Raw genomic sequence first — 21,441 nt, 5'->3', positions numbered from 1 at the left:
TAGATCCCACCTGTAAGGCTAACTAAGTCATTGGTATTTATCAGTCACTTTAAGCGGGTTATGTGATTGAGATCTGACTATTTCTTTAGAGGTAGAAGACTGCATAGTATGAGTTCCTTTTATATCTGCAGTTGCAGGCCTTTTGGCCTGCATCATAGGGTTAATTAATTGGGTGGACTTTGAGTACATCGGCGGCGGCCCCTTGTCCATGGCAGAATGCACAGGTTTCAGTGCCTGCGGTTGCATCAGCTTTGGAGCCTGCAAACACGGCCCCTTGTTGCTTCATATGATTGTGGGTCGCATCACTTGAGTGACAGTTAGTGCATACGGCGGCAATTGGGCTGGTAAAGGTGCCATTGTTAAGCGCAAGCGGTTGAACCGCTGTATTTAAGGGCAGGGCAACCGTTGAAACGCCTGCTGCATCTTTGATATGGCATTGAGCACAATTACCGATTTTTCCTGGGTAGTTGAGATCTGCAAAACCAGTAAATTGGCTGGTATGGATCCCATGAATTAACTGTTTAAAGTCAAAGGAGGTAATGGAGGGATTTGCCGCTGTAGCATCGGCCTGCATATTCGGGTTGTGGCAAAGTTGGCATTGGCCTGCTAAATCGTTGCGCGCACCATGAATATTCAGTTGTTGATCGCCGTGGCAGCTAGCACAGTTGGCATTGCTAATGATTTCGCGGCGGCCAGTGCTGGTTAATGCAGACATATTGAAGTAACTATGACTTGATTTGATCACCAGCACTTCTGCCTGTTCGGTGCTGCAATCCACTAAGACTTTGTCTTTGGCGCATACCCGGCCCTGAATCGCTAAGCCTCCATGGTCGGCCTCAGTACCAGCGGGAACGGTGAGACCTGAAATAGTGTAAACGTAGGTGCCATTGCTGCCAGAAACTGGCGTGGAGTCAGGGAGACGAATTGAGCGCGCAGAGCGGGTACTGTAATCGAAACTGGTTCCCCAGTTAGCATAAACCCTTAGGTCGCTGATAAATTTGAGTTTATCTGCGCTATCTAGGTAAACAGTGCCTGTGCTGGGGTTGATCAGGGTCACCGCAACAGTCACTGTGCCATTGGCATCCATGCTTGCACTACTGATGCTTGGACTAAATTGAGCTAACGCGGCTATTTGATCTTCATTGCCGTGTACGCTTGCGGTCCAATCGGCATTATGGCAAGCAACGCAATTGCTATTATCCGCTTGTGCTGGATGGCCTTGGCCCGCAGGGAAATTAATTTGGGTATGGCAGGCACCACAGGCTTCCATGGTGGGTACCCTATGCCAATTTTGACGCTCGGCTAAATCTGGATTATCAACGTGGCAAGTCTGGCAATTACTGATGGATTGAGGGAATCCCGTTAAATGTTTGCTGTGTATCATTTGCGGGAAAATATCCGCGGGATTGCTGACCTTCTTACTGTTATGGCAGGTTACGCAGGTTTCAACTTGGTTATAACGTCCACCATGGAACGCTAAATTGTTGTGGCAGCTATTACAGGTTTCAATGGTAATTAAGTTACGGGTATAAGCTAAGGTATTCCCCGAGGTTTGCCAATCATAGTGCTGATTAGTTATAGGGAGCGCTGTGCCATCGGCTAATGCATCACCGCCCAGTTTGATGACTACTCGTTGGGTGGCGTCGTTAACGAATGTCACCCCATTCATGCCGTTAAATGTGGCGCTAAAACGATAGCTGTAATGGCCGTTTTTATGGTCAACAATCGTGCCTGGGCAAGAAGCGGCGCACGTTTCAGAGGTGAAATGTTGCCACTCACTGCTATTACCAGCACCTGTGGCGCCCTGAGGTAGTAATTGCGCCGCAATAAAGGTGGCTGAAGGAATACCAACCACGGCTTCATCGTCTTGATTGCTCACCTGATAATCGACTTGGGCAATGCCGTCGGTCACGGTAACTTTATCGACCATGATGTTTAGGCTAGTGATCGTTATTGCGGGTGGTTTCCCCGGCTCACCGGGTGAGCCATCATTACCATCATTGCCCCCACAAGCGGAGACAAGTGTGGCGAGGAGCAGCATCAAACTATATTGTGTGGTTAATTTGGCAAACTTGTTCATATTTCTATCCTTGGAATACGCTGTCAGTGCCTAAGTTACATTTGGTAGCTTAAGGTCAAACCTAAGTAATGAGCATTGTAATCGTGGCTGATGTCGCCAAAACTGAGCACATTGGGGACCGTGTCCCAAGTGATGTTTTGGTTTTGCCAGTTTGCATCTTGATATTTCTCGAACAACCAATCGAAGCGTAATGACATACTGTCGGCCAGCTTATATTTGGCGTAGGCGTTAATATTGTGCTTGCGACTGTAGTAGTCACCGTAGGGGCTAGTGATGCCATAGGTGATTTCAGTATCGCTTTGACCATCGGAGTAGCTGTAGTCCAATCCCAGATCTAAACGATTATCCAGCAGGTTTTGATAGGCGATACCCGCGCCAATCAGGGTCGATTTCTCTTCAGCGGTGCTGTACCAATCAGGTGTTGAGAAACGATTGCTTCCGGCCTGATCTGAATCGCGCCAGTCTTGGTTGAGATAGGCGTTAAGACTTAGATTGTCGCTAATTAGATACTGCGCAGTTACATCGTAGCCAAGGTAAGACACTTGGGTGAGCCCGACTGATGTATGGTTATAGTCATCATCAATACTGTGTAAACTCGCACCCACAGAGAACCCTATATCGGTTTGGTAATCTGTGTGCAAGGTGACTTTTTGACGTTTGCGATCAGCAAGATAAGACTTACGTAGCCAAGGATTACTCGGACTTTGTGTGCTTGTTACAGCATCGTATTCACTGCCATTACGATCTAATACTTCGCCCTTTAACCAAGCTGACCAAGCTGGCGAATAGCGGTAGCTGAGTTTGGCAAAGAGACCCGATTCATCGATGGACTGCCTATCAAGCTCCGAATAAATGATTTCATCTCGGCTATATCCCGCTTCAGCATAGGCCGACGGCGATAGGCGGTATTTGCCTTTGAGATCAAATTGTTTACTGCGTTTATCGTAGAGACGATTTGTAGCTGTGCCTTGATAAAAGCTGTCGGTCACGACCTGTGGGAAATCTAACTGAGCCGTCTTGTTTTCCCTGTCTTGATAGTTATAACTGGCTTGAACACTCAAATCCTGTGTGATGCGGCCTGAATACTTAAGCACCATATCTAGGATGTCCACTTGGGCATCCAGATTATCGGTTGGCAGTACAGGGGAGGGGCCATTAATGGTTGCTGGTAGAAAAGCCTCATCCTGTGACATGTTACTGATGCCCACGTGCATAAGGATGTTATGACCATTTTGACCACCACTGGCCTCGGCGGCGATCCGATAGGCCTTGTTATCTGGGTCGACGGCATTTTGGCCAAAGTAGGCCGCACCAAATGTGGGCGTATAGGCCGATTGCCATAGCAGTGCCTGATGGTCATTCTTATATTGGCTTATCTGGCTGTTTATGCCCGCTTGCCAGCCTGTGCCGCCAAAATAAACTCTGGCATCGACTTCATCAGTGCTGTCATCAATTGGCTGCGCCAACATCACACTGTTAGTGAGAATATTTGCGCTGGTCTTTTTCGTGCCGCTGCGGTTTTCATGCTGGTAGTTCACCGAGGCTTTGTAGCGGCTGCTCGATGAGATATGGCCTGCGTAGTAACCGCCGAGGTTAAATCTATCCCGCGTAATGCTTAAGTCCTGCTCGATTAAACTCGATTGCAGTAACGGCATGGAGTGGGTCGTTGCTCCCGCTACCCAATTATCAGGCAAGAGCATCTTATCGTTATCGGTAAGATAAGGGCTCTTTAGCTGATTGTATTGATAGTTGGCGAGACCTTTATAACCCAATTGGATTTGATAGTGTCCGGGTTGGCCTGTGGTGAGCTTGGCAGAACCCGTATCAAATCCCAATTTATCGGCCTCTAGCCGGGTTTGGTAACCACTCTCAGCTTGGTATTGCATATCGGCGCCCACGGCACCGACCAAGCCATCTTTATCCGTGCCAGTGCGATTACCAAAACGGCTATCTTCGCCGTCATTGTAGGCGAGCGTGGCGCTGACGTTGACTTGGCGCCCTGTTTTGGGCTGGCATTGCTTGCAGCTCCATGCCTCACTTTTTACGCCACTGCGATTCGCTTTTTGGATTTCATATCCTTCAGCATGGGCTGTGTTGAGTACACCACTAATCGCCCAAGCCAGTAATGTGAGTGAGAAACAAGCTTTAGGAGTCGATATGTTCATTATTTGCATGATCATTCCCTTGTTATCTCTGGAGCAACTTGCCGGATGGATGGTTTGAACCATGCACTTGTCCATGGCAATTCATACAGGAATTACCCGAGGTGAAGGCATTGGTTTGATTACCAAAGTAAGCATTACTGCTGTGGCCATCGGAGGCGTGGCATTGTTGGCATAATTGTGGCGGTTTACTGATGAGCATTGACTCATTCACGCTGCCGTGGGGGTTATGGCAGTTCGCACAATTGTCGGTGACTGGCGCATGTTCCCACAATTTAGGACCGCGTTTTTCGGCGTGGCAGCTGTAACAGTTTTCGTTGACGCTCATTTGTTTCAGACTGGCATCATTTAAACTGCCATGGGGATTGTGGCAATCGCTACAGACCATTTGTTGCCACTGTAGTGGATGGGATGAGCGTTTGTGCATATCCGCTTTTTGTTGAGTATGGCATTGGGTACAAATCGCTACTTCGTTCGCTTTGTCGCTAATAGGATCTTTTGCCACGTGTACTTGGTGGCAGCTACTGCAAGGGATGTCGGCATTGTCATGGTGGTTACCTTTCCACGCGATGCGTTGATCGTCGTTATGGCAACTCATACAAACACTGTTTTGTTTTTGCGCGGGAACGGGGGAGTTTTGGCCAAAGGTGATCATCGGTTCTTTGCCACCTTTATTGTGATTACCAAGAGGGCCGTGGCAAGCCTCACACTGTAAGTCGGCCATGGGGGATTCTTTAATATTAGGATTACCGTGCACACCATCGAAAATGGCCATTACAACCGCACTTTTTTTATGGCACATCAGGCAAGTGTCAGCCCCTTTAGCCGAGTACTTACCTTCGGCAAACTTTTTGTCCAAAGTCGCGACGACCTGCTCGGGTGGCTTGTCATCCCAAGGTGTCGCTACCGTTGAAAGGCTGAGTATCGATAACATCAGAGCAAGCATAACCTGAGTTATGCTTTTGAACTTTAAACCAATATCCATGTTCATCTATTCCCGAGTGCGTTTTATTTGTTATTTTTCAAGCTTTCGACATCGCTAATTTAGCTGATTAATATTAGAACAAGCATGTGACAAGTGCTTAACATTTTTTAGCGGGTTGACTGTAAAGAGGAATGATTTTGTAGGGATAAACAATAAGTGTGACCAATGTCTCATTTTATAACGGGGATGACTTTTTTTAACGCTTATTGAACATGTTTTTCCATTGCAATAAATGGTGGCAGCTAGCTGGCATTTTTATTTTCGGTCAGGCGTTTATTCATTGAGATTTTTGTCACATAATACTCAACACAATTGAAAACTATTATCGTTACCAGTCAAAAAGCTTGATCTAGGTAAAGTTATTAGCTCCATAGCTCAGATACAATGAACACAGTTTTTCAAGCTGAAGCTGTTACAAGGTGAAATAGGTAATGAAGTTAAGCGAACTCAGTCCCGGTGACCGTGGCATTATTTCTGAAATCGGGCGATTAGATTTGCCGCAAACAGTGAAGCGTAAATTATTGTCCATGGGCATTACCCCAAATACACGATTTTCTTTGATTCGCCGAGCGCCAATGGGCTCTGGTTTAGAGCTGGATATTCGTGGTAGTAAGCTTTGTATGCGCAGAGACTTGGCAGACATTATTGAGGTGGAAAAGGCGAATGACTAAGCAGTTTCATTGCGTCACCGTTGGTAACCCAAACGCTGGGAAATCAACACTCTTTAACGCGCTTACAGGCGCGAATCAGCAAGTTGGCAACTGGTCCGGTGTGACGGTTGAGAAAAAAACCGGCCATTTCACTCTCAATGGTGCTGACGTTTACTTAACCGACTTACCCGGTATCTATGATTTACTCCCTGCGGGTAATAGCTGTGATTGTTCTCTCGATGAGCAGATTGCTCAACAGTATCTCGCCGAACAACGTGTCGATGGCATCATTAACTTAGTTGATGCGACCAATATCGAGCGCCACCTCTATTTGACGGCACAACTCCGTGAATTGTCGATCCCTATGGTGGTGGTGTTGAACAAAATCGATGCTGCTATCAAGCGTGGCATTCGTGTCGATTTAAAGAAAATGAGTCAAGAATTGGGCTGCCCAGTGATTGGGGTTTGTTCTCGCGATCCTGCTGATGTTGCTAAAGTACAAGCGCAAGTGCTTGACTTACTTCAAGGTCGTGTATCTGAAGCGCCTTTGTTACTTGATTACGACGAGCAAATTGAAGCAGGCGTGCAACTACTTTGTAGTAAAGATCCCAACTTAAGCCGTGGCCGCGCCTTAGCTATGTTGGGTAACGGTTCTGGTTGTGGTAGCTGTAAAAATGCTGAGCTTCAGGATGAGGTGAATACTTGTACTCAGCAAATTTCGCAGCAAGGACACGACATTGAAGTGATGGTCGCAACCACTCGCTTTAATTTTGTTGAGCGAGTATTCCAAGGTTCCGTTAAAGCCGATGGCTTCTTAACCTTGAGCGATAAACTCGATAAATTAGTCTTACATCCTGTACTTGGGATTCCGGTGTTCTTATTTGTCATGTATTTGATGTTTATGTTCAGCATCAACATCGGCAGTGCGTTTATCGATTTCTTCGATGTGTTTGCAGGGGCATTACTGGTCGATCATTTTGGTGCATTGCTCAATAACATAGGCGCGCCAGCTTGGTTGGTGACTATCCTTGCGGGTGGTGTGGGCCAAGGTATTCAAACGGTTTCTACGTTTATTCCTGTGATTGCGGCATTATTCCTTGGTTTATCTGTTCTTGAAAGTTCGGGCTATATGGCTCGTGCCGCGTTTGTGGTTGACGGATTAATGCGTCGCATAGGCTTACCGGGCAAAGCTTTCGTACCAATGATCGTGGGCTTTGGTTGCTCTGTGCCAGCCATTATGGCAACGCGTACCTTAGGCAGTGAGCGTGAGCGTATTGTCACGGGAATGATGGCTCCCTTTATGTCTTGTGGTGCCCGGTTGCCTGTGTATGCACTATTTGCGGCGGCATTTTTTCCAGACTCTGGCCAAAACCTGGTATTTTTACTGTATATCATCGGGATTTTTGCGGCCATCGGTACCGGATTGTTGCTGCGAAGCACTTTATTACCAGGCACTAGTAGTGCGGTAGTGATGGAGTTACCAAGCTATGAGTTGCCTAAATTTAAAGCTGTGATGGTGCGTACTGGTAAGCGGACTAAGAGTTTTATCCTTGGTGCGGGTAAAACCATTGTGCTGGTGGTGACACTGCTCAACTTTATCAATGCGATTGGTATTGATGGCACTTTTGGCCACGAGGATAGCCAAGCGTCACTCTTAAGTGTAGCGAGCCAGAAAGTGACTCCAATCTTTGCGCCGATGGGGATTGAACAAGATAACTGGCCTGCAACCGTAGGTATTATCACCGGGATTTTTGCTAAAGAAGCGGTGGTGGGAACACTCAATAGCTTATATACCAATGCGGCGCCTGAGGACGGTGAATTAACACCACTAGCAGACAGCTTTAACGAGGCACTTGCGACCATTCCTGCAAACTTGTTCGGTTTGGATTTGGAAGACCCGCTTAAGTTATCTGTGGGTGATGTATCCAGTACCGATGTTGCGGCAGAGGCGCAAGGTGTTGCAACGTCAACCTTTAGTGCCTTGCAATCTGGGTTTACTACCAAGGTAGCGGCGTTCTCTTACCTGTTGTTTATTTTACTCTATACTCCCTGTGTTGCGGCGATGGGCGCTTTAGTGAACGAGTTTGGTACTCGTTGGGCAACGTTTGCAGCGACATGGACATTCTCTCTGGCCTATGGCAGTGCAACTATCGCTTACCAAGTAGCAACCTTTGCCGAGCACCCATTGCAATCGGGTTTATGGATTGGTTTCTTCCTCAGTGCGTTAGTCATATTCTATCTATGGCTAAAACGTAAAGGGCGCAGAACTCAGCAAATTATCCCCGGCGTGCGGATTATTAGTGAGTAAATCCCTGAGTAATAAATGTCAGCTTAGTGGTTACAAAGATAAAAGCAGCTTTCACGGCTGCTTTTATTGTTTTACTATCCACGGCATAACCCTTAGTTTTTAATACTGGGCATTGTAACTGGCCGAGATCTGTAGGATCATGCTGGTTTTGTTAAAATTGCCATTGTTCGCAAAGAGGAATTCCATGAGTCATGTGGACACTGAAGTACGTCCGAGTAACTTTATTCGTAATATCATTGATGAGGATCTGAAAAGCGGTAAGCACACGAGTGTGCAGACGCGTTTTCCACCCGAGCCAAATGGTTATTTACATATAGGTCATGCTAAGTCCATCTGTTTGAACTTTGGCATCGCCCGCGATTACCAAGGTCTCTGTAACTTACGATTTGATGATACCAACCCTGAAAAAGAAGACATCGATTATGTCAATTCTATTCAGGCGGATGTGCGTTGGTTGGGATTCCAGTGGGATGGTGAGGTGCGTTATTCCTCTAACTATTTCGACCAATTACATCAATATGCCGTTGAGTTAATCAATAAAGGCTTAGCCTATGTGTGTTTTCTCAATGCTGATGAAACCCGTGAATACCGTGGCACGTTAAAAGAGCCTGGTAAAAATAGCCCTTATCGCGATACTCCTGTGGAAGAAAACCTGCGCTTATTTGAAAAAATGCGTCTAGGTGAATTCAAAGAGGGCGAATGTGCGCTGCGCGCTAAGATTGATATGGCATCGCCTTTCATGTGTATGCGCGATCCGGTGATTTACCGTATTCGTTTTGCTCACCATCACCAAACGGGTGATAAGTGGTGCATTTATCCAATGTACGATTTTACTCACTGTATTTCCGATGCGCTCGAGCACATTACTCACTCATTATGTACACTTGAGTTCCAAGACAACCGTCGTCTGTATGACTGGGTTCTCGATAATTTAGATGATTTCCAAGCGCCAAATCGTACTCGTCAATATGAGTTTTCACGCTTAAATCTTGAATATACGCTGATGTCTAAGCGTAAATTAAATGACTTAGTGACACGCAAGTTAGTAACTGGCTGGGATGATCCCCGTATGCCAACAATTGCAGGTCTACGCCGTCGTGGTTATACCCCAGCGTCTATCCGCGAGTTTTGCCAACGTATTGGTATCACTAAGCAAGAAAACATGATTGAAGCGGCGATGCTCGATGCCTGCATCCGTGAAGAGCTAAACGAACATGCCCCACGTGCGATGGCCGTACTGCGCCCATTAAAAGTGGTGATTGAGAACTACCCAGAAGGTCAAATCGAGACGATTCAAGCGGCTTCTCACCCAAGCGATGAAAGCATGGGGACGCGCGAACTCGCCTTTGGCCGCGAACTGTATATCGATGTGGCTGACTTCAGAGAAGAAGCCAATAAGCAGTACAAACGTCTAGTCATGGGCAAAGAAGTGCGCCTGCGTAACGCCTATGTGATTAAAGCCGAACGTTGTGACAAAGACAGTGAAGGTAATATCACTACCGTCTACTGTAGCTACGATGCCGATACTTTAGGTAAAAACCCTGCCGATGGTCGCAAGGTGAAAGGCGTAATCCATTGGGTTGAAGCGACTACGGCTAAACCTGCTGAGTTCCGTTTATACCAACGCTTGTTCACTGATCCAAATCCTGCTGCTGCCGAGACAGTGGATGAAGTGCTTAACCCTAACTCACTTGAAGTGGTTAATGGTTTAGTTGAAGCAAGCCTTGCGAATGCGCCAGCGGAAAAAGCTTATCAGTTTGAGCGTGAAGGTTATTTCTGTGCTGACAATAAAGACTCTTCAGCCGAGCATTTAGTGTTTAACCTAACAGTTGCACTGCGGGACTCGTTTGAATAGCAAGTTGTTGGCCGCGATAATCTCTGTCGCGACTAACTGTCAACAGCAGTAAAGAATAAAAAGGCCCTTAGTGTTTTCAAGCTAAGGGCCTTTTCTGTTTTACAACTTTTCGTTTTCAACACGTCTATTTGCCACTATCAATTTGTCACTATCAGTATTTCAAGTCGTTTGCACCTGAGTGCGGATTAATCCCTTATTGGTACATAGGACCAAAGCCAATGCTCCAGAGGATAACACTGGTGGCCATTAATCCAACCAAGAGCACTAAACCTGCTGTGACCATAGAACTGGCGTAAATAAAGCCTTTCTCTTCAGGGATATTCATAATAATGGGCACACCTGCATATAGCAGATAAACCGAGTAGGCTAAGCCAATCAGCCCAACAATCATAATAAACCAGAGTACTGGGTAGAGTGCCGCCAAACCAACCATAAACAGCGGTGTTGCGGTGTAGGACGCGAGTTCTAATGCTTGGGTGAAAGTTGGCTGAGCATCGAAGGTTTTTGCCATCCAAAAGGCTAAATAGGCGAGGGCAAAGACGCCTGCAATTAGGCCAAAATACATACCTACGGACATAAACATCGCACTTTGCGGCGTGAGATAAATAGGATCACCAGCTCCTGGATTCCAGCCAATGTAAGCTGTTGCAATAAAGCTACAGACAGCGGGAATGAGTGCGATGAGAAGAACGTGACTTAAGCTGCTTTTGAGTGCTTCATGGTTTTGTTCAATCGCATGCCACTCTTGCTTTGGATGAGTGTATAACCCCATTAAGTGATTCAGTATCATTATAATTATCCTTGTTCAGCATTGATGTTGGCTCGCCAAACGTCAGACGAGCTGATAACAGCTCTGCAATCAGGGTTAATGCTCCACAATCCCTTTAACTCCCGATTGCCTACTCTTTGAATTGAGATGTGCCGTGATCAGGATCTCAGTTCTTAAAGTGTAGATTATTTATTGAACAAAAAGTTCAGCTAGTCAAGTTTACTGGTGTCTAAAGCTATAGCTTGTTGATAATTACGCGTAAAATATGGCGATATTTTCTTTAAGATTTTTGAGTGATCCCATGCAGCAATTACTGGCACCTGTTCATGCGTTTCTTCGTTGTGAGACGCCGCAAACTTGGATTGATGTAGCAAGAGCCTCTGCCTCGTTAGATGAACTCTTAATTGACCATTGTAATTGTGAGCTAAAAGCGGCGCAGACTGCGATGTTCTTATTGAGGCGATATGCCTTGGATAAAGACAGCGGACAATCGCTATTGGCATGGGCGAAACCCTATGAGGAATTTGTTTATCATAAGGATCGCAATATCGAGCAGTTTTTGGCTCGTGATGTCAAAAAGAATGAGTTGGTAGCCAATCTACAGCCGAATCAACATTTTGCTTTTGCACAGGATCTGATCCCACCACTGATCCGTTTGATAAAAGAAGAATTCCATCATTTTGAGCAAGTGCTGGAGCTGATGCACGCACGGCAAATCCCATATCGTAATATTCGTGCTGGGCGTTACGCAAAAGGGATGATGAGCCACGTGACCACCCATGAGAAGGATATTCTGCGGGATAAGTTGATTGTGGGTGCATACATTGAGGCGCGCTCCTGTGAGCGCTTTGCCAAATTAGCGCCTTACTTGGATGCAGAGTTAAGTAAGTTTTATGTGTCACTGCTGCGCTCAGAGGCGCGTCATTTTGAGGATTATCTTAAGCTGGCACAGTTAGTATCGACTGAGGATATCAGCGAGCGAGTTGCTTATTTTGGCGAGAGAGAAGCCGAATTGATTATGGCGCCCGATGAGGAGTTTCATTTCCACAGTGGTCAACCCTTAGTTGCCCAGTGGGAAAGATAAATAGCGGCCTCAACCATATTCAGGTATGAGGCCTTAGCGGTAGATGTGTTAATGGTGAAGACGCTATAGGTGCTTAGCTGGCGTCGAAGGGCAGGCTTTTTAGCTCCACACCGTCGGCGCTGACCACTAACACGCTGCCTTGCTCGTACCAATCACCGACTACAATGCGTTTGCAGCCATTGTTTAATTCATGGATAGCAGGCCTATGGGTATGACCGTGGATCATCTGTTTGCTGTGGGTTTGAGCAAATAACGCATTCACCGCACTGGGTTCTACGTCCATAATCACATAGCTTTTTTGCTGATTACTGCTTTGGCTGTTACTGCGGATTTTATTGGCAATGGCTTGACGTTTTTTCTTCGGCAAACAGCTATAAAGCCAACGGGCAAAGGCAAAACTGCGTAATTTGCGAAAGCGTTGGTAGGCTTTATCTAAGGTACACAAGCTGTCGCCATGCAAAATAACCGTGTTAACACCATAGAGATCTAAGCATTTGACTTCGGGCAACATTTGCATACCCGCAGCATCGGCAAATTGTTTGCCTAACATAAAGTCACGATTACCGTGAATAAAGTAGATGGGCAAGGTTTGGGAGACTTGCTTGAGCTTGCGCGCTAATTCGATGGCAAAGGGCAAGGCTAAATCGTCGCCGACCCATACCTCAAAGAGATCCCCCAGAATATAGAGAGCATCTACATCATCAAGTTCGGTATCGAGAAAACGATTAAAGGCTTGGGTGATATCGAGGCGATCGGCACTTAAGTGCAGATCGCCAATAAATAAGGTTCGCATCCTAGGGAATTAGGCCGCACTTACTTTTTCAATCACAACCGCTTCTAATGGCACATCTTGGTGCATGCCACGGTTACCAGTGCTGACAGCTTTGATTTTTTCAACGATGTCCATGCCTTCAACCACTTCACCAAACACGCAGTAACCCCAACCTTGCATGCTTTCAGATTTGAAATCGAGAAAGGTGTTATCGTTGACGTTGATGAAAAACTGAGCCGTCGCTGAGTGTGGGTCCGAAGTACGCGCCATCGCGATAGTACCAGTACGGTTTGATAAACCGTTGTTGGCTTCGTTTTTCACTGGCTCATGGCAACGTTTTTGGCTCATTTCAGCGGTAAAACCACCGCCTTGGATCATAAAGCCGTCAATTACACGGTGGAAAATGGTGCCGTCGAAGAAACCTTCGTCAACATATTTCATAAAGTTTGCCACGGTCAGCGGGGCTTTTTCGGCGTTCAGTTGCAGTTTAATGTCGCCAAAATTAGTGTGTAATGTGATCATGTTTTCATACTCTCAGTAAATAGTGGCGCGATTCTAACTTATCTCGGATTGCGCGCAAAGTGCAGTATTCAAAACCCTCGTCAGCGTGGTAGACTGACCCCTTGATTTTACACTTGAATCTATCTTTGAAGAGAATACCGATGTTGAAGATTTACAACAGTATTACCCGCCAAAAACAGGAATTTAAGCCTATTAATCCCGGAAAAGTTGGGATGTATGTATGTGGCGTGACCGTTTACGATCTCTGTCATATTGGCCATGGGCGTACTTTTGTTTCCTTCGATATGATTGTTCGCTACCTGCGTTACGCGGGTTATGAAGTGAATTTCCAGCGCAACATCACCGATATTGATGACAAAATCATCAAGCGTGCTAACGAAAACCAAGAAGACTGCAATACATTAACCGATCGCTTGATTGGTGAAATGCACAAGGATTTCGATGCGCTGAATATGATCCGTCCCGATTTCGAACCACGTGCCACTCTGCACATTGCCGAAATCATCGATATGGTTGAGCGTTTACTCGCTCGCGGGCATGCCTATGTGGCAGCTGATGGCGATGTGCTGTTCAGTGTGGCTTCTTTCCCTGAGTATGGTCGCCTATCAGGTCAGAATCTGGAGCAATTACAGGCGGGCGCACGGGTTGAGGTTGACGATAACAAGCAAAATCCAATGGATTTCGTGCTATGGAAAATGTCCAAACCGGGCGAACCAACATGGGAATCACCATGGGGGCCGGGTCGTCCAGGCTGGCATATCGAATGTTCGGCAATGAACAGCAAGCACTTAGGTCTGCATTTTGATATTCACGGTGGCGGTTCAGATTTACAATTCCCACACCATGAGAACGAAATTGCTCAGTCTTGCTGCGCCCATGATACGCCATACGTGAATTACTGGATGCACACCGGCATGGTGATGGTTGACCGCGAAAAGATGTCCAAGTCCTTGGGTAACTTCTTCACCATTCGTGATGTATTAGGCCATTACGACGCTGAAACCGTGCGTTACTTCCTGCTATCGGGTCATTATCGTAGCCAAATCAACTACTCTGAAGAAAACCTCAAGCAGGCGCGTGCGGCGTTAGAGCGTTTATACACTGCGATTAAAGATGTTGACCTGACTGTAGCGCCGGCACCTGCCGAAGAGTTTGTGGCTAAGTTTAAAGCGGCAATGGACGATGACTTTAACACCCCAGAAGCCTATTCAGTGCTGTTTGATATGGTGCGTGAGATCAACCGTCTGAAACTCACTGATATGGCAGAGGCTTCTGCATTAGCCGTGTCAATGAAACAACTTGCTGATGTGCTGGGCTTATTGCATCAATCTCCCGAGGCCTTCTTTAAAGGTGAGGGCAGTGACGATGAGGTTGCAGAGATTGAAGCATTGATCGTTGAACGTAACCGCGCTCGCAGTGAAAAAGATTGGCCAGCGGCTGACGTGGCGCGTAATCGTTTAAATGAGCTTGGTGTGGTCTTAGAGGATGGCCCAAGTGGCACCACTTGGCGTAAGAAATAGGCTTAATTAGCTATTGTCTTTAATCAAAAAATCTTCAGCCAATAAAAAACCTGCATTATGCATAATGCCGATCAGTTAAGACAGATCGCTTGACGATCTCGCTGAAAAGATCAAAATCCGATGACCTCATGTCATCGGATTTTTTATGCAACTCTCAGAAGCACTCGCCCGTACCCATATTACCCGCCTAACCGAATTCACCTGCTTAGCTGATGTGTTAGAACCTGAGTTAATTCAATCTTGCCTAGACTCCCAGGGCGTTGCGACGTTAAGACGGCGTAAATTGCCGATGGACGCGATGATTTGGGCCGTTATCGGAATGGCTTTGTTCCGAGGGGAGTCTGTTCGGTCACTCATCAACAAACTCGACATTGTTTTGCCGCAAGAGATTGATTATGTTGCACGCAGCGCCGTGACTCAGGCGCGTAAACGATTGGGCAGTGAGGTTATTAGAGAAGTATTTAGCCGCAGCGCCAATACCTGGCACGCGAGAGCTGAACATCCTCATTGGTGCGGTCTTAACTTGTATGGTGTTGACGGTGTCGTGTGGCGGACACCCGATAGTGTTCAAAATCAAGCCGCCTTTGGACGAACCGCCAACGCTTTAGGCGAAGCGGCTTATCCGCAAATTCGCATGGTTTGCTTGATGGAGTTAAGCAGCCATTTATTGGTCAACAGCGCCTTTGATTCGGTTGCCGAAAATGAAATGAACTTAGCGTCCCAGCTCATTCCTAGCATTCCCAATCACAGCCTAACCCTATTTGACCGAGGATTTTACTCGCTCGGCCTGCTGCACGCTTGGCAGCAAGCGCAACCTGATAGCCACTGGTTGTTGCCACTGAAGAAAGGCACTCAATATGAAGTAGTGCGAACGCTGGGGAAACATGACCAGTGGGTGAAACTCACCACGACACCTCAAGCCAGAAAGAAATGGCCGCAGCTCCCAGATACCCTTGAAGCGCGTTTACTCACTAAGACAGTGAAAGGTAAGTCAGTCGCCATTTTGACCTCGTTGACAGACCCGATGCGTTACCCCAGCGAAGACATCGTCGACTTATATGCCCATCGATGGGAAATCGAACTGGGCTATAGAGAGATGAAACAACATCTACTGGAGAGCCGTTTTACGCTCCGCAGTCAACTACCGGAGCTGGTGACTCAAGAGTTATGGGGCGTGCTACTGGCCTACAATCTCATTAGATATAAGATGTTGCTGATGGCTAAAAGCTTGCCATCGGTCCATCCCAATCAACTGAGTTTTCGGGATGCGGCGAGTTATATCATCTTCAAGTTGACACAACTGTCATCACAAACACCGGGGAATGTCCCGAGAGACGTATTGGATATAGAACGAAATGCACGGCAATTTAAGCTGGATGGTAAACGGGAAAGGGCATATCCACGAGTCCTTAAAATGAGCAAAAACAAGTTTCCGGTTAGACCAAAGAAAAATGCCGTTCACTCTTAAGTGAACGGCATTATGCATTATGCAGGTTTTTTTATGCTTGCCGAACCTAGAACCTAGTCGTGATATTGCTCGGCGGCATACAAGGTGTTTTCTAAAAGACTGGCTATGGTCATTGGTCCCACACCGCCTGGTACAGGTGTGATAAAGCTAGCATTTTGCGCAGCAACATCATATTGTACGTCGCCCACTAAGGTGCCGTTTTCTAAGCGGTTAATACCCACATCGATAACGATAGCGCCGGGTTTGATCCATTCACCGGGGATAAAGCCAGGTTTACCCACGGCAACCACCACTAAATCGGCTTGGCGAATTTTTTGTTCGAGGTTTTTAGTAAAACGATGGCAAGTTGTGGTGGTGCAGCCTGCAAGCAGTAGCTCGAGTGTCATTGGTCGGCCGACAATGTTCGAGGCACCAACGACAACCGCATCTAAGCCATAGGTATCGACGCCAGTGGATTTAATGAGTGTCATAATGCCCATCGGCGTGCAAGAGCGTAATACGGGAATACGCTGTGCTAAACGGCCAACGTTATAGGGGTGGAAACCATCGACATCTTTATCGGGGCGAATGCGCTCGATCACTTTAGAGTCTTCGATATGGGCCGGTAATGGTAACTGCACTAATATCCCATCAATGTTAGGGTCATCGTTGAGTTGATCAATCAAGGCTAAGAGTTCAGCTTCGCTGCAGCTGGTATCGAGATCGTAGGAGCGAGAAATAAATCCCACTTCTTCACAGGCTTTACGTTTACTACCAACATAAACCTGAGAGGCGGGGTCTGCTCCCACGAGAATCACGGCTAAACCTGGTACGCGTTGTCCAGCCTCTTTACGGGCGGTAACTTTTTCGCGCAGTTGAGTGCGGATGGATTGAGCAATCGCCTTGCCGTCGATTATTTGGGCTGTCATGGGTGTAGGATATCCTTTATATTGGCGATGGTTAAAACGGTAGTTAACACAGAGATTGGCAATCGCGGCTATTTTAACAGGGCGTAGCGGGTGTGTCATGGCAAATGCCGTCGTGAAATGGATAAAAAAAAGCGTATTCGACTGATAATTCAGCATCTAGCATGAACGGTTAAAAAAATCGTTGACGGGTGCAAAGTGAGGGGCTAAGATGCGCTCCGTTCTCGAGCAGATGTGTTGATTTGCTTTGAAGACTTTTTTGGTGATTAGCACAGTACTGTAATAAATCCAGATTTTGGATGAGAGCAGAACAGAGGAAACCCTCTGAGTTAATGCCAAATATAGTAAGACCTTCGGTGATTAGCGCAGTCCGGTAGCGCATCTGGTTTGGGACCAGAGGGTCAGAGGTTCGAATCCTCTATCACCGACCACTTTAATTGTTATTTGCTCGCGTGTTTACATGAGCGAGTAGCATGGATAGCCAAATGCTATCCAACGCCGGTTAGGATGCAGAGTAATCTGTAGACCATGCGCCCGTAGCTCAGTTGGATAGAGCACCCGCCTTCTAAGCGGGTGGTCGCAGGTTCGAATCCTGCCGGGCGTACCAGTTTCAGTGGTGATTGTAGCTCAGTTGGTAGAGTCCCGGATTGTGATTCCGGTTGTCGTGGGTTCGAGCCCCATCAGTCACCCCATTTTTAGTACTTTGAGTACAAAATAAAAAAAGCGACCTCTGGTCGCTTTTTTTATACCCTAGATTCGGCCGTTGAGGCTCGACTCTGCACAAAACGGTGGCTATAATGTCGCGTCTTGATAGATATCAACTAACAGCGACCTGTGCCAAAAGCCAGTAGTGGTGGGCATTGTAGTCAAATTTAATGATCAAGAAACGAATACCTGAATAGTTGAAGATTCGACTATTACAAAGGACGTTAGACAAATTTCGAGGTAAAACAATGCAAGTTTCTGTTGAAGCAACCCAAGGCCTAGAGCGTCGCCTGACCATTTCTGTTCCTGCTGAACAAATTGAAAAACTGGTTAAAGACAGTTTACAACGTGAAGCTAAGCGTGCTCGTATCCCAGGTTTCCGTCCTGGCAAAGTGCCTGTTACTGTAATCAACAAACGTTATGGCGCAGCTATTCGTCAAGACATCACTGGTGAAGTGATGCAACGTAACTTTATCGAAGCGATCATCGCTGAGAAATTAAACCCAGCAGGTGCACCAACTTTCGTTCCAGGTGCAACTGACGGTGAAAAATTCGAATTCGTAGCAACTTTCGAAATCTACCCAGAAGTTGAGTTGAAAGGTTTAGATGCAATCGAAGTAGAGCAACCAAAAGCCTCTGTAACCGATGCTGATGTAGACAGCATGATCGAAACTTTACGTAAGCAACACGCGACTTTCGCCGCTGTTGAGCGTGAAGCAGCTGACGGCGACAAAGTGAAAATGAACTTTGTGGGTTCAGTTGATGGTGTTGAATTCGAAGGCGGCAAAGCTGAAGATTTCGAACTGCAATTAGGTAGTAACCGTATGATCCCAGGTTTTGAAGCGGGTATCTTAGGTCACAAAGCCGGTGAAGAGTTCGTTATCGACGTGACTTTCCCTGAAGAATATCACGCTGAAAACTTAAAAGGTAAAGCAGCTAAGTTTGCTATCACCTTAACTGAAGTATTAGCGGCTAACTTACCTGAAGTAAACGATGAGTTTGCAGCATTATTCGGTATCAGCGAAGGTGGTTTAGAAGCCCTTAAAGCTGAAATCCGTAAGAACATGAACCGTGAGCTTGAGCAAGCGTTAAAAGCTAATGTGAAAGAGCAAGTGATCGCAGGTTTATTAGCTAACAATGACATCGAACTGCCAAAAGCACTGATCGATGGTGAAGTTAACGTATTGCGTCAACAAGCGATGCAACGTTTCGGCGGTCAAACGGCGAACATGCCTGAACTGCCAGCTGAATTATTCACTGAGCAAGCAGCTCGTCGCGTGAAGATCGGTCTGTTATTAGGCGAAGTCATCAAGACTAACGAGCTGAAAGCGGAAGATGAGCGTGTACAAGGCTTAATCGCTTCTATGGCTTCTGCTTATGAAGATCCAAGTGAAGTGATTGCGTATTACAACAGCAATAAAGAGCTGATGCAAAACATGCGCAACGTTGCGCTTGAAGAGCAAGCTGTTGAAGCACTGCTTAAAACAGCCAAAGTGACCGAAAAAGAAGTCGCTTTTGAAGAATTTATGAACAAGGCTACAGGTCGCGCATAAGCTAAGCTTGACTTGATTGGCAGTTCGCCATTTATAATGGCTCGTATGAGGCTCCTCATGCGAGCCATTTTTATTTAGGGAAATGAATAATGCATAATGCGTCAGACATACAAAGTGCTTTAGTGCCTATGGTGATCGAACAGACTGCTAAGGGTGAACGCTCATTCGACATTTATTCTCGTCTGTTAAAAGAGCGGATTATCTTTTTAGTGGGTCAAGTTGAAGAGCATATGGCGAATCTGATTGTGGCGCAGTTGCTATTCCTCGAATCAGAAAGCCCAGATAAAGATATCTTTTTATATATCAACTCACCCGGTGGGTCAGTCACCGCGGGCATGGCGATTTACGATACCATGCAATTTATTAAGCCTAATGTGAGTACGGTGTGTATTGGTCAAGCGGCCAGTATGGGTGCGTTTTTATTAGCTGGCGGTGAAAAGGGCAAGCGTTTCTGCTTACCTAATTCTCGTGTGATGATCCACCAACCACTGGGTGGATTCCAAGGTCAGGCTTCTGATATCGCTATTCATGCCCAAGAAATCTTAGGCATCAAGCATAAACTGAACCTGATGCTGTCAGAGCATACGGGCCAGCCACTCGAAGTAATTGAGCGTGATACTGATCGTGATAACTTCATGAGCGCTACTCAAGCTGTGGAATATGGTTTAGTTGACGCAGTGATGACTAAACGCAGCTGATTTTTACTTTTGACTGGGCTATGCTCTGTAAAGCAACGCTGAGTTTAAAGTGAACAAGTTTAAGATAAGCAGTAGAGCAGACTGCAAATGAGGTAATTAATGGGCGACAACAAAAATAATGGTGACAGCGGTAAATTGCTGTACTGCTCTTTTTGCGGTAAGAGCCAGCATGAAGTCAGAAAACTGATTGCAGGCCCATCAGTATATGTATGCGACGAATGTGTCGAGTTATGTAATGACATTATTCGTGAAGAGATTAAAGAAATCTCCCCCAAGCGTGATAATGATAAATTACCCACGCCACATGAGTTGCGTGCACATTTAGATGATTATGTCATTGGGCAGGACAGAGCTAAAAAAGTCCTTTCTGTTGCGGTATACAATCACTATAAACGTCTGAGAAATTCATCCCCTAAAGATGGGGTGGAATTGGGCAAGAGTAACATTCTGCTGATTGGTCCAACGGGCAGCGGTAAAACACTGCTGGCCGAAACGCTCGCGCGCTCATTGAATGTCCCATTTACTATGGCAGACGCTACCACCTTAACTGAAGCCGGTTATGTGGGTGAAGACGTTGAAAACATCATTCAAAAGCTGCTGCAAAAGTGCGATTACGACGTTGAGAAAGCGCAGCGTGGTATCGTGTATATCGACGAAATCGACAAAATCAGCCGTAAATCGGATAACCCCTCGATTACCCGTGACGTATCGGGTGAAGGCGTGCAGCAAGCACTGCTGAAACTTATCGAAGGTACGGTTGCCGCGGTTCCGCCTCAAGGTGGACGTAAGCATCCACAGCAAGAGTTTTTACAGGTAGATACCTCTAAGATCCTCTTTATTTGTGGTGGTGCATTTGCGGGTCTTGAAAAGGTGATTGAACAACGTGCTCATGTTGGTTCGGGTATCGGTTTTGGTGCGCAAGTTAAAGGCGAAAAAGATAAAGCAACGATATCTGAAACCCTGTCTCAAGTTGAGCCAGGCGATTTAGTTAAATACGGCTTGATCCCCGAGTTTATCGGCCGTCTACCTGTCGTTGCTACACTAACTGAATTGGATGAAGATGCATTAGTGCAAATTCTGTCTGAGCCTAAAAATGCCTTAACTAAGCAGTACAACGCACTGTTTGAGATGGAAGGTGTCGAATTAGAGTTTCGCGAAGATGCACTTAAAGCGATTGCCCATAAAGCCATGTCACGTAAAACAGGTGCCCGTGGTTTACGCTCCATCGTAGAAGGTATCTTACTTGATACTATGTATGATATCCCATCGATAGAAGGTGTAGTGAAAGCGGTTGTCGATGAGTCAGTGGTTAATGGTGAGTCTGCACCGATTCTGATTTATGAGCGCAATGAAGCACAGGCGGCTTCTGGCGAACAATAATTGTACAGATAGCTAATAAACTGAA

Annotated in this window: 16 protein-coding genes and 3 tRNA genes; 12 read left to right on the top strand and 7 right to left on the bottom strand. The window is 46.3% G+C overall.

Going from position 1 to position 21,441, the window contains the following annotated elements; all coding sequences use genetic code 11:
* Positions 1-160: 160 nt before the first annotated feature.
* From CEQ32_RS07360 to CEQ32_RS07350, 3 genes are read right to left on the bottom strand one after another with little or no spacing between them, the layout of a single operon-like run.
* Entirely contained in the window at positions 161-2,080 is a 1,920-nt protein-coding gene (locus tag CEQ32_RS07360) for an OmcA/MtrC family decaheme c-type cytochrome (RefSeq protein WP_088585767.1), read from the bottom strand.
* Between the two features lie 35 nt (positions 2,081-2,115).
* Positions 2,116-4,254 carry an MtrB/PioB family decaheme-associated outer membrane protein gene (locus tag CEQ32_RS07355; protein WP_088585766.1) on the bottom strand — a complete coding sequence of 713 codons (2,139 nt, stop codon included), beginning with the start codon at positions 4,252-4,254 and terminating at the stop codon, positions 2,116-2,118.
* Positions 4,255-4,267: 13 nt separating this feature from the next.
* Positions 4,268-5,233 carry a DmsE family decaheme c-type cytochrome gene (locus tag CEQ32_RS07350; protein ID WP_088585765.1) on the bottom strand — a complete coding sequence of 322 codons (966 nt, stop codon included), beginning with the start codon at positions 5,231-5,233 and terminating at the stop codon, positions 4,268-4,270.
* A 425-nt stretch (positions 5,234-5,658) separates the two neighbouring features.
* Between CEQ32_RS07350 and CEQ32_RS07345 the strand changes: the two genes are divergently transcribed.
* The 3 genes from CEQ32_RS07345 (at position 5,659) to glnS (ending at position 10,040) form a co-directional block, all read left to right on the top strand.
* On the top strand, positions 5,659-5,898 hold the full coding sequence (locus CEQ32_RS07345; RefSeq protein ID WP_011623257.1) for a FeoA family protein: 240 nt from the start codon (positions 5,659-5,661) through the stop codon (positions 5,896-5,898).
* The gene (gene feoB, locus CEQ32_RS07340) at positions 5,891-8,185 is read left to right on the top strand and encodes a Fe(2+) transporter permease subunit FeoB (RefSeq protein ID WP_088585764.1); all 2,295 of its coding nucleotides are present in this window, start codon (positions 5,891-5,893) and stop codon (positions 8,183-8,185) included. The genes CEQ32_RS07345 and feoB overlap by 8 nt, the downstream gene beginning before the upstream one ends.
* A gap of 184 nt (positions 8,186-8,369) precedes the next feature.
* Entirely contained in the window at positions 8,370-10,040 is a 1,671-nt protein-coding gene (gene glnS, locus CEQ32_RS07335) for a glutamine--tRNA ligase (RefSeq protein WP_037417167.1), read from the top strand.
* Between the two features lie 193 nt (positions 10,041-10,233).
* Here glnS and CEQ32_RS07330 read toward each other — a convergent pair whose 3' ends face one another.
* Positions 10,234-10,830: a Yip1 family protein gene (locus tag CEQ32_RS07330; protein WP_037427921.1), complete on the bottom strand. Its 597-nt coding sequence runs from the start codon at positions 10,828-10,830 to the stop codon at positions 10,234-10,236.
* Positions 10,831-11,110: 280 nt separating this feature from the next.
* Between CEQ32_RS07330 and miaE the strand changes: the two genes are divergently transcribed.
* Complete coding sequence (gene miaE, locus CEQ32_RS07325) at positions 11,111-11,893, top strand: tRNA isopentenyl-2-thiomethyl-A-37 hydroxylase MiaE (protein ID WP_037427922.1); 783 nt, start codon at positions 11,111-11,113, stop codon at positions 11,891-11,893.
* A 73-nt stretch (positions 11,894-11,966) separates the two neighbouring features.
* Here the strand turns inward: miaE and CEQ32_RS07320 are convergent, their stop codons facing one another.
* Complete coding sequence (locus CEQ32_RS07320; RefSeq protein WP_037427923.1) at positions 11,967-12,686, bottom strand: UDP-2,3-diacylglucosamine diphosphatase; 720 nt, start codon at positions 12,684-12,686, stop codon at positions 11,967-11,969.
* 9 nt (positions 12,687-12,695) lie between these two features.
* The gene (locus CEQ32_RS07315) at positions 12,696-13,187 is read right to left on the bottom strand and encodes a peptidylprolyl isomerase (RefSeq protein WP_011623251.1); all 492 of its coding nucleotides are present in this window, start codon (positions 13,185-13,187) and stop codon (positions 12,696-12,698) included.
* 140 nt (positions 13,188-13,327) lie between these two features.
* On the opposite strand from CEQ32_RS07315, the gene cysS reads away from it, so the two are divergent.
* Positions 13,328-14,707 carry a cysteine--tRNA ligase gene (gene cysS, locus CEQ32_RS07310; RefSeq protein ID WP_037427925.1) on the top strand — a complete coding sequence of 460 codons (1,380 nt, stop codon included), beginning with the start codon at positions 13,328-13,330 and terminating at the stop codon, positions 14,705-14,707.
* A 145-nt stretch (positions 14,708-14,852) separates the two neighbouring features.
* Positions 14,853-16,175, top strand: a complete 1,323-nt coding sequence (locus CEQ32_RS07305; RefSeq protein WP_088585763.1) for an IS4-like element ISSba6 family transposase — start codon at positions 14,853-14,855, stop codon at positions 16,173-16,175.
* Between the two features lie 53 nt (positions 16,176-16,228).
* On the opposite strand, the gene folD is transcribed toward CEQ32_RS07305, so the two are convergent.
* Positions 16,229-17,083, bottom strand: a complete 855-nt coding sequence (gene folD, locus CEQ32_RS07300; RefSeq protein WP_037428154.1) for a bifunctional methylenetetrahydrofolate dehydrogenase/methenyltetrahydrofolate cyclohydrolase FolD — start codon at positions 17,081-17,083, stop codon at positions 16,229-16,231.
* Positions 17,084-17,434: 351 nt separating this feature from the next.
* On the opposite strand from folD, the gene CEQ32_RS07295 reads away from it, so the two are divergent.
* From CEQ32_RS07295 to clpX, 6 genes are all read left to right on the top strand, one after another.
* Positions 17,435-17,511: transfer RNA gene (locus CEQ32_RS07295), tRNA-Pro, on the top strand.
* A gap of 99 nt (positions 17,512-17,610) precedes the next feature.
* Positions 17,611-17,687 (top strand) — tRNA-Arg (locus CEQ32_RS07290).
* Positions 17,688-17,696: 9 nt separating this feature from the next.
* Positions 17,697-17,772: transfer RNA gene (locus CEQ32_RS07285), tRNA-His, on the top strand.
* Positions 17,773-18,033: 261 nt separating this feature from the next.
* Positions 18,034-19,338 (top strand): trigger factor, encoded by a 1,305-nt coding sequence (gene tig / locus CEQ32_RS07280; protein ID WP_047538512.1) that lies wholly within the window; start codon positions 18,034-18,036, stop codon positions 19,336-19,338.
* An 89-nt stretch (positions 19,339-19,427) separates the two neighbouring features.
* Positions 19,428-20,036, top strand: a complete 609-nt coding sequence (gene clpP, locus CEQ32_RS07275; protein ID WP_037417193.1) for an ATP-dependent Clp endopeptidase proteolytic subunit ClpP — start codon at positions 19,428-19,430, stop codon at positions 20,034-20,036.
* Positions 20,037-20,135: 99 nt separating this feature from the next.
* Complete coding sequence (clpX, locus tag CEQ32_RS07270; protein ID WP_037417195.1) at positions 20,136-21,416, top strand: ATP-dependent protease ATP-binding subunit ClpX; 1,281 nt, start codon at positions 20,136-20,138, stop codon at positions 21,414-21,416.
* Positions 21,417-21,441: the final 25 nt, after the last annotated feature.

The organism is Shewanella sp. FDAARGOS_354 (assembly GCF_002209245.2).
Classification (GTDB): Bacteria; Pseudomonadota; Gammaproteobacteria; order Enterobacterales; family Shewanellaceae; genus Shewanella; species Shewanella xiamenensis.
The sequence above is the reverse complement of the archived record's forward strand: the minus strand, read 5'-3'. Positions and strand labels throughout refer to the sequence as shown.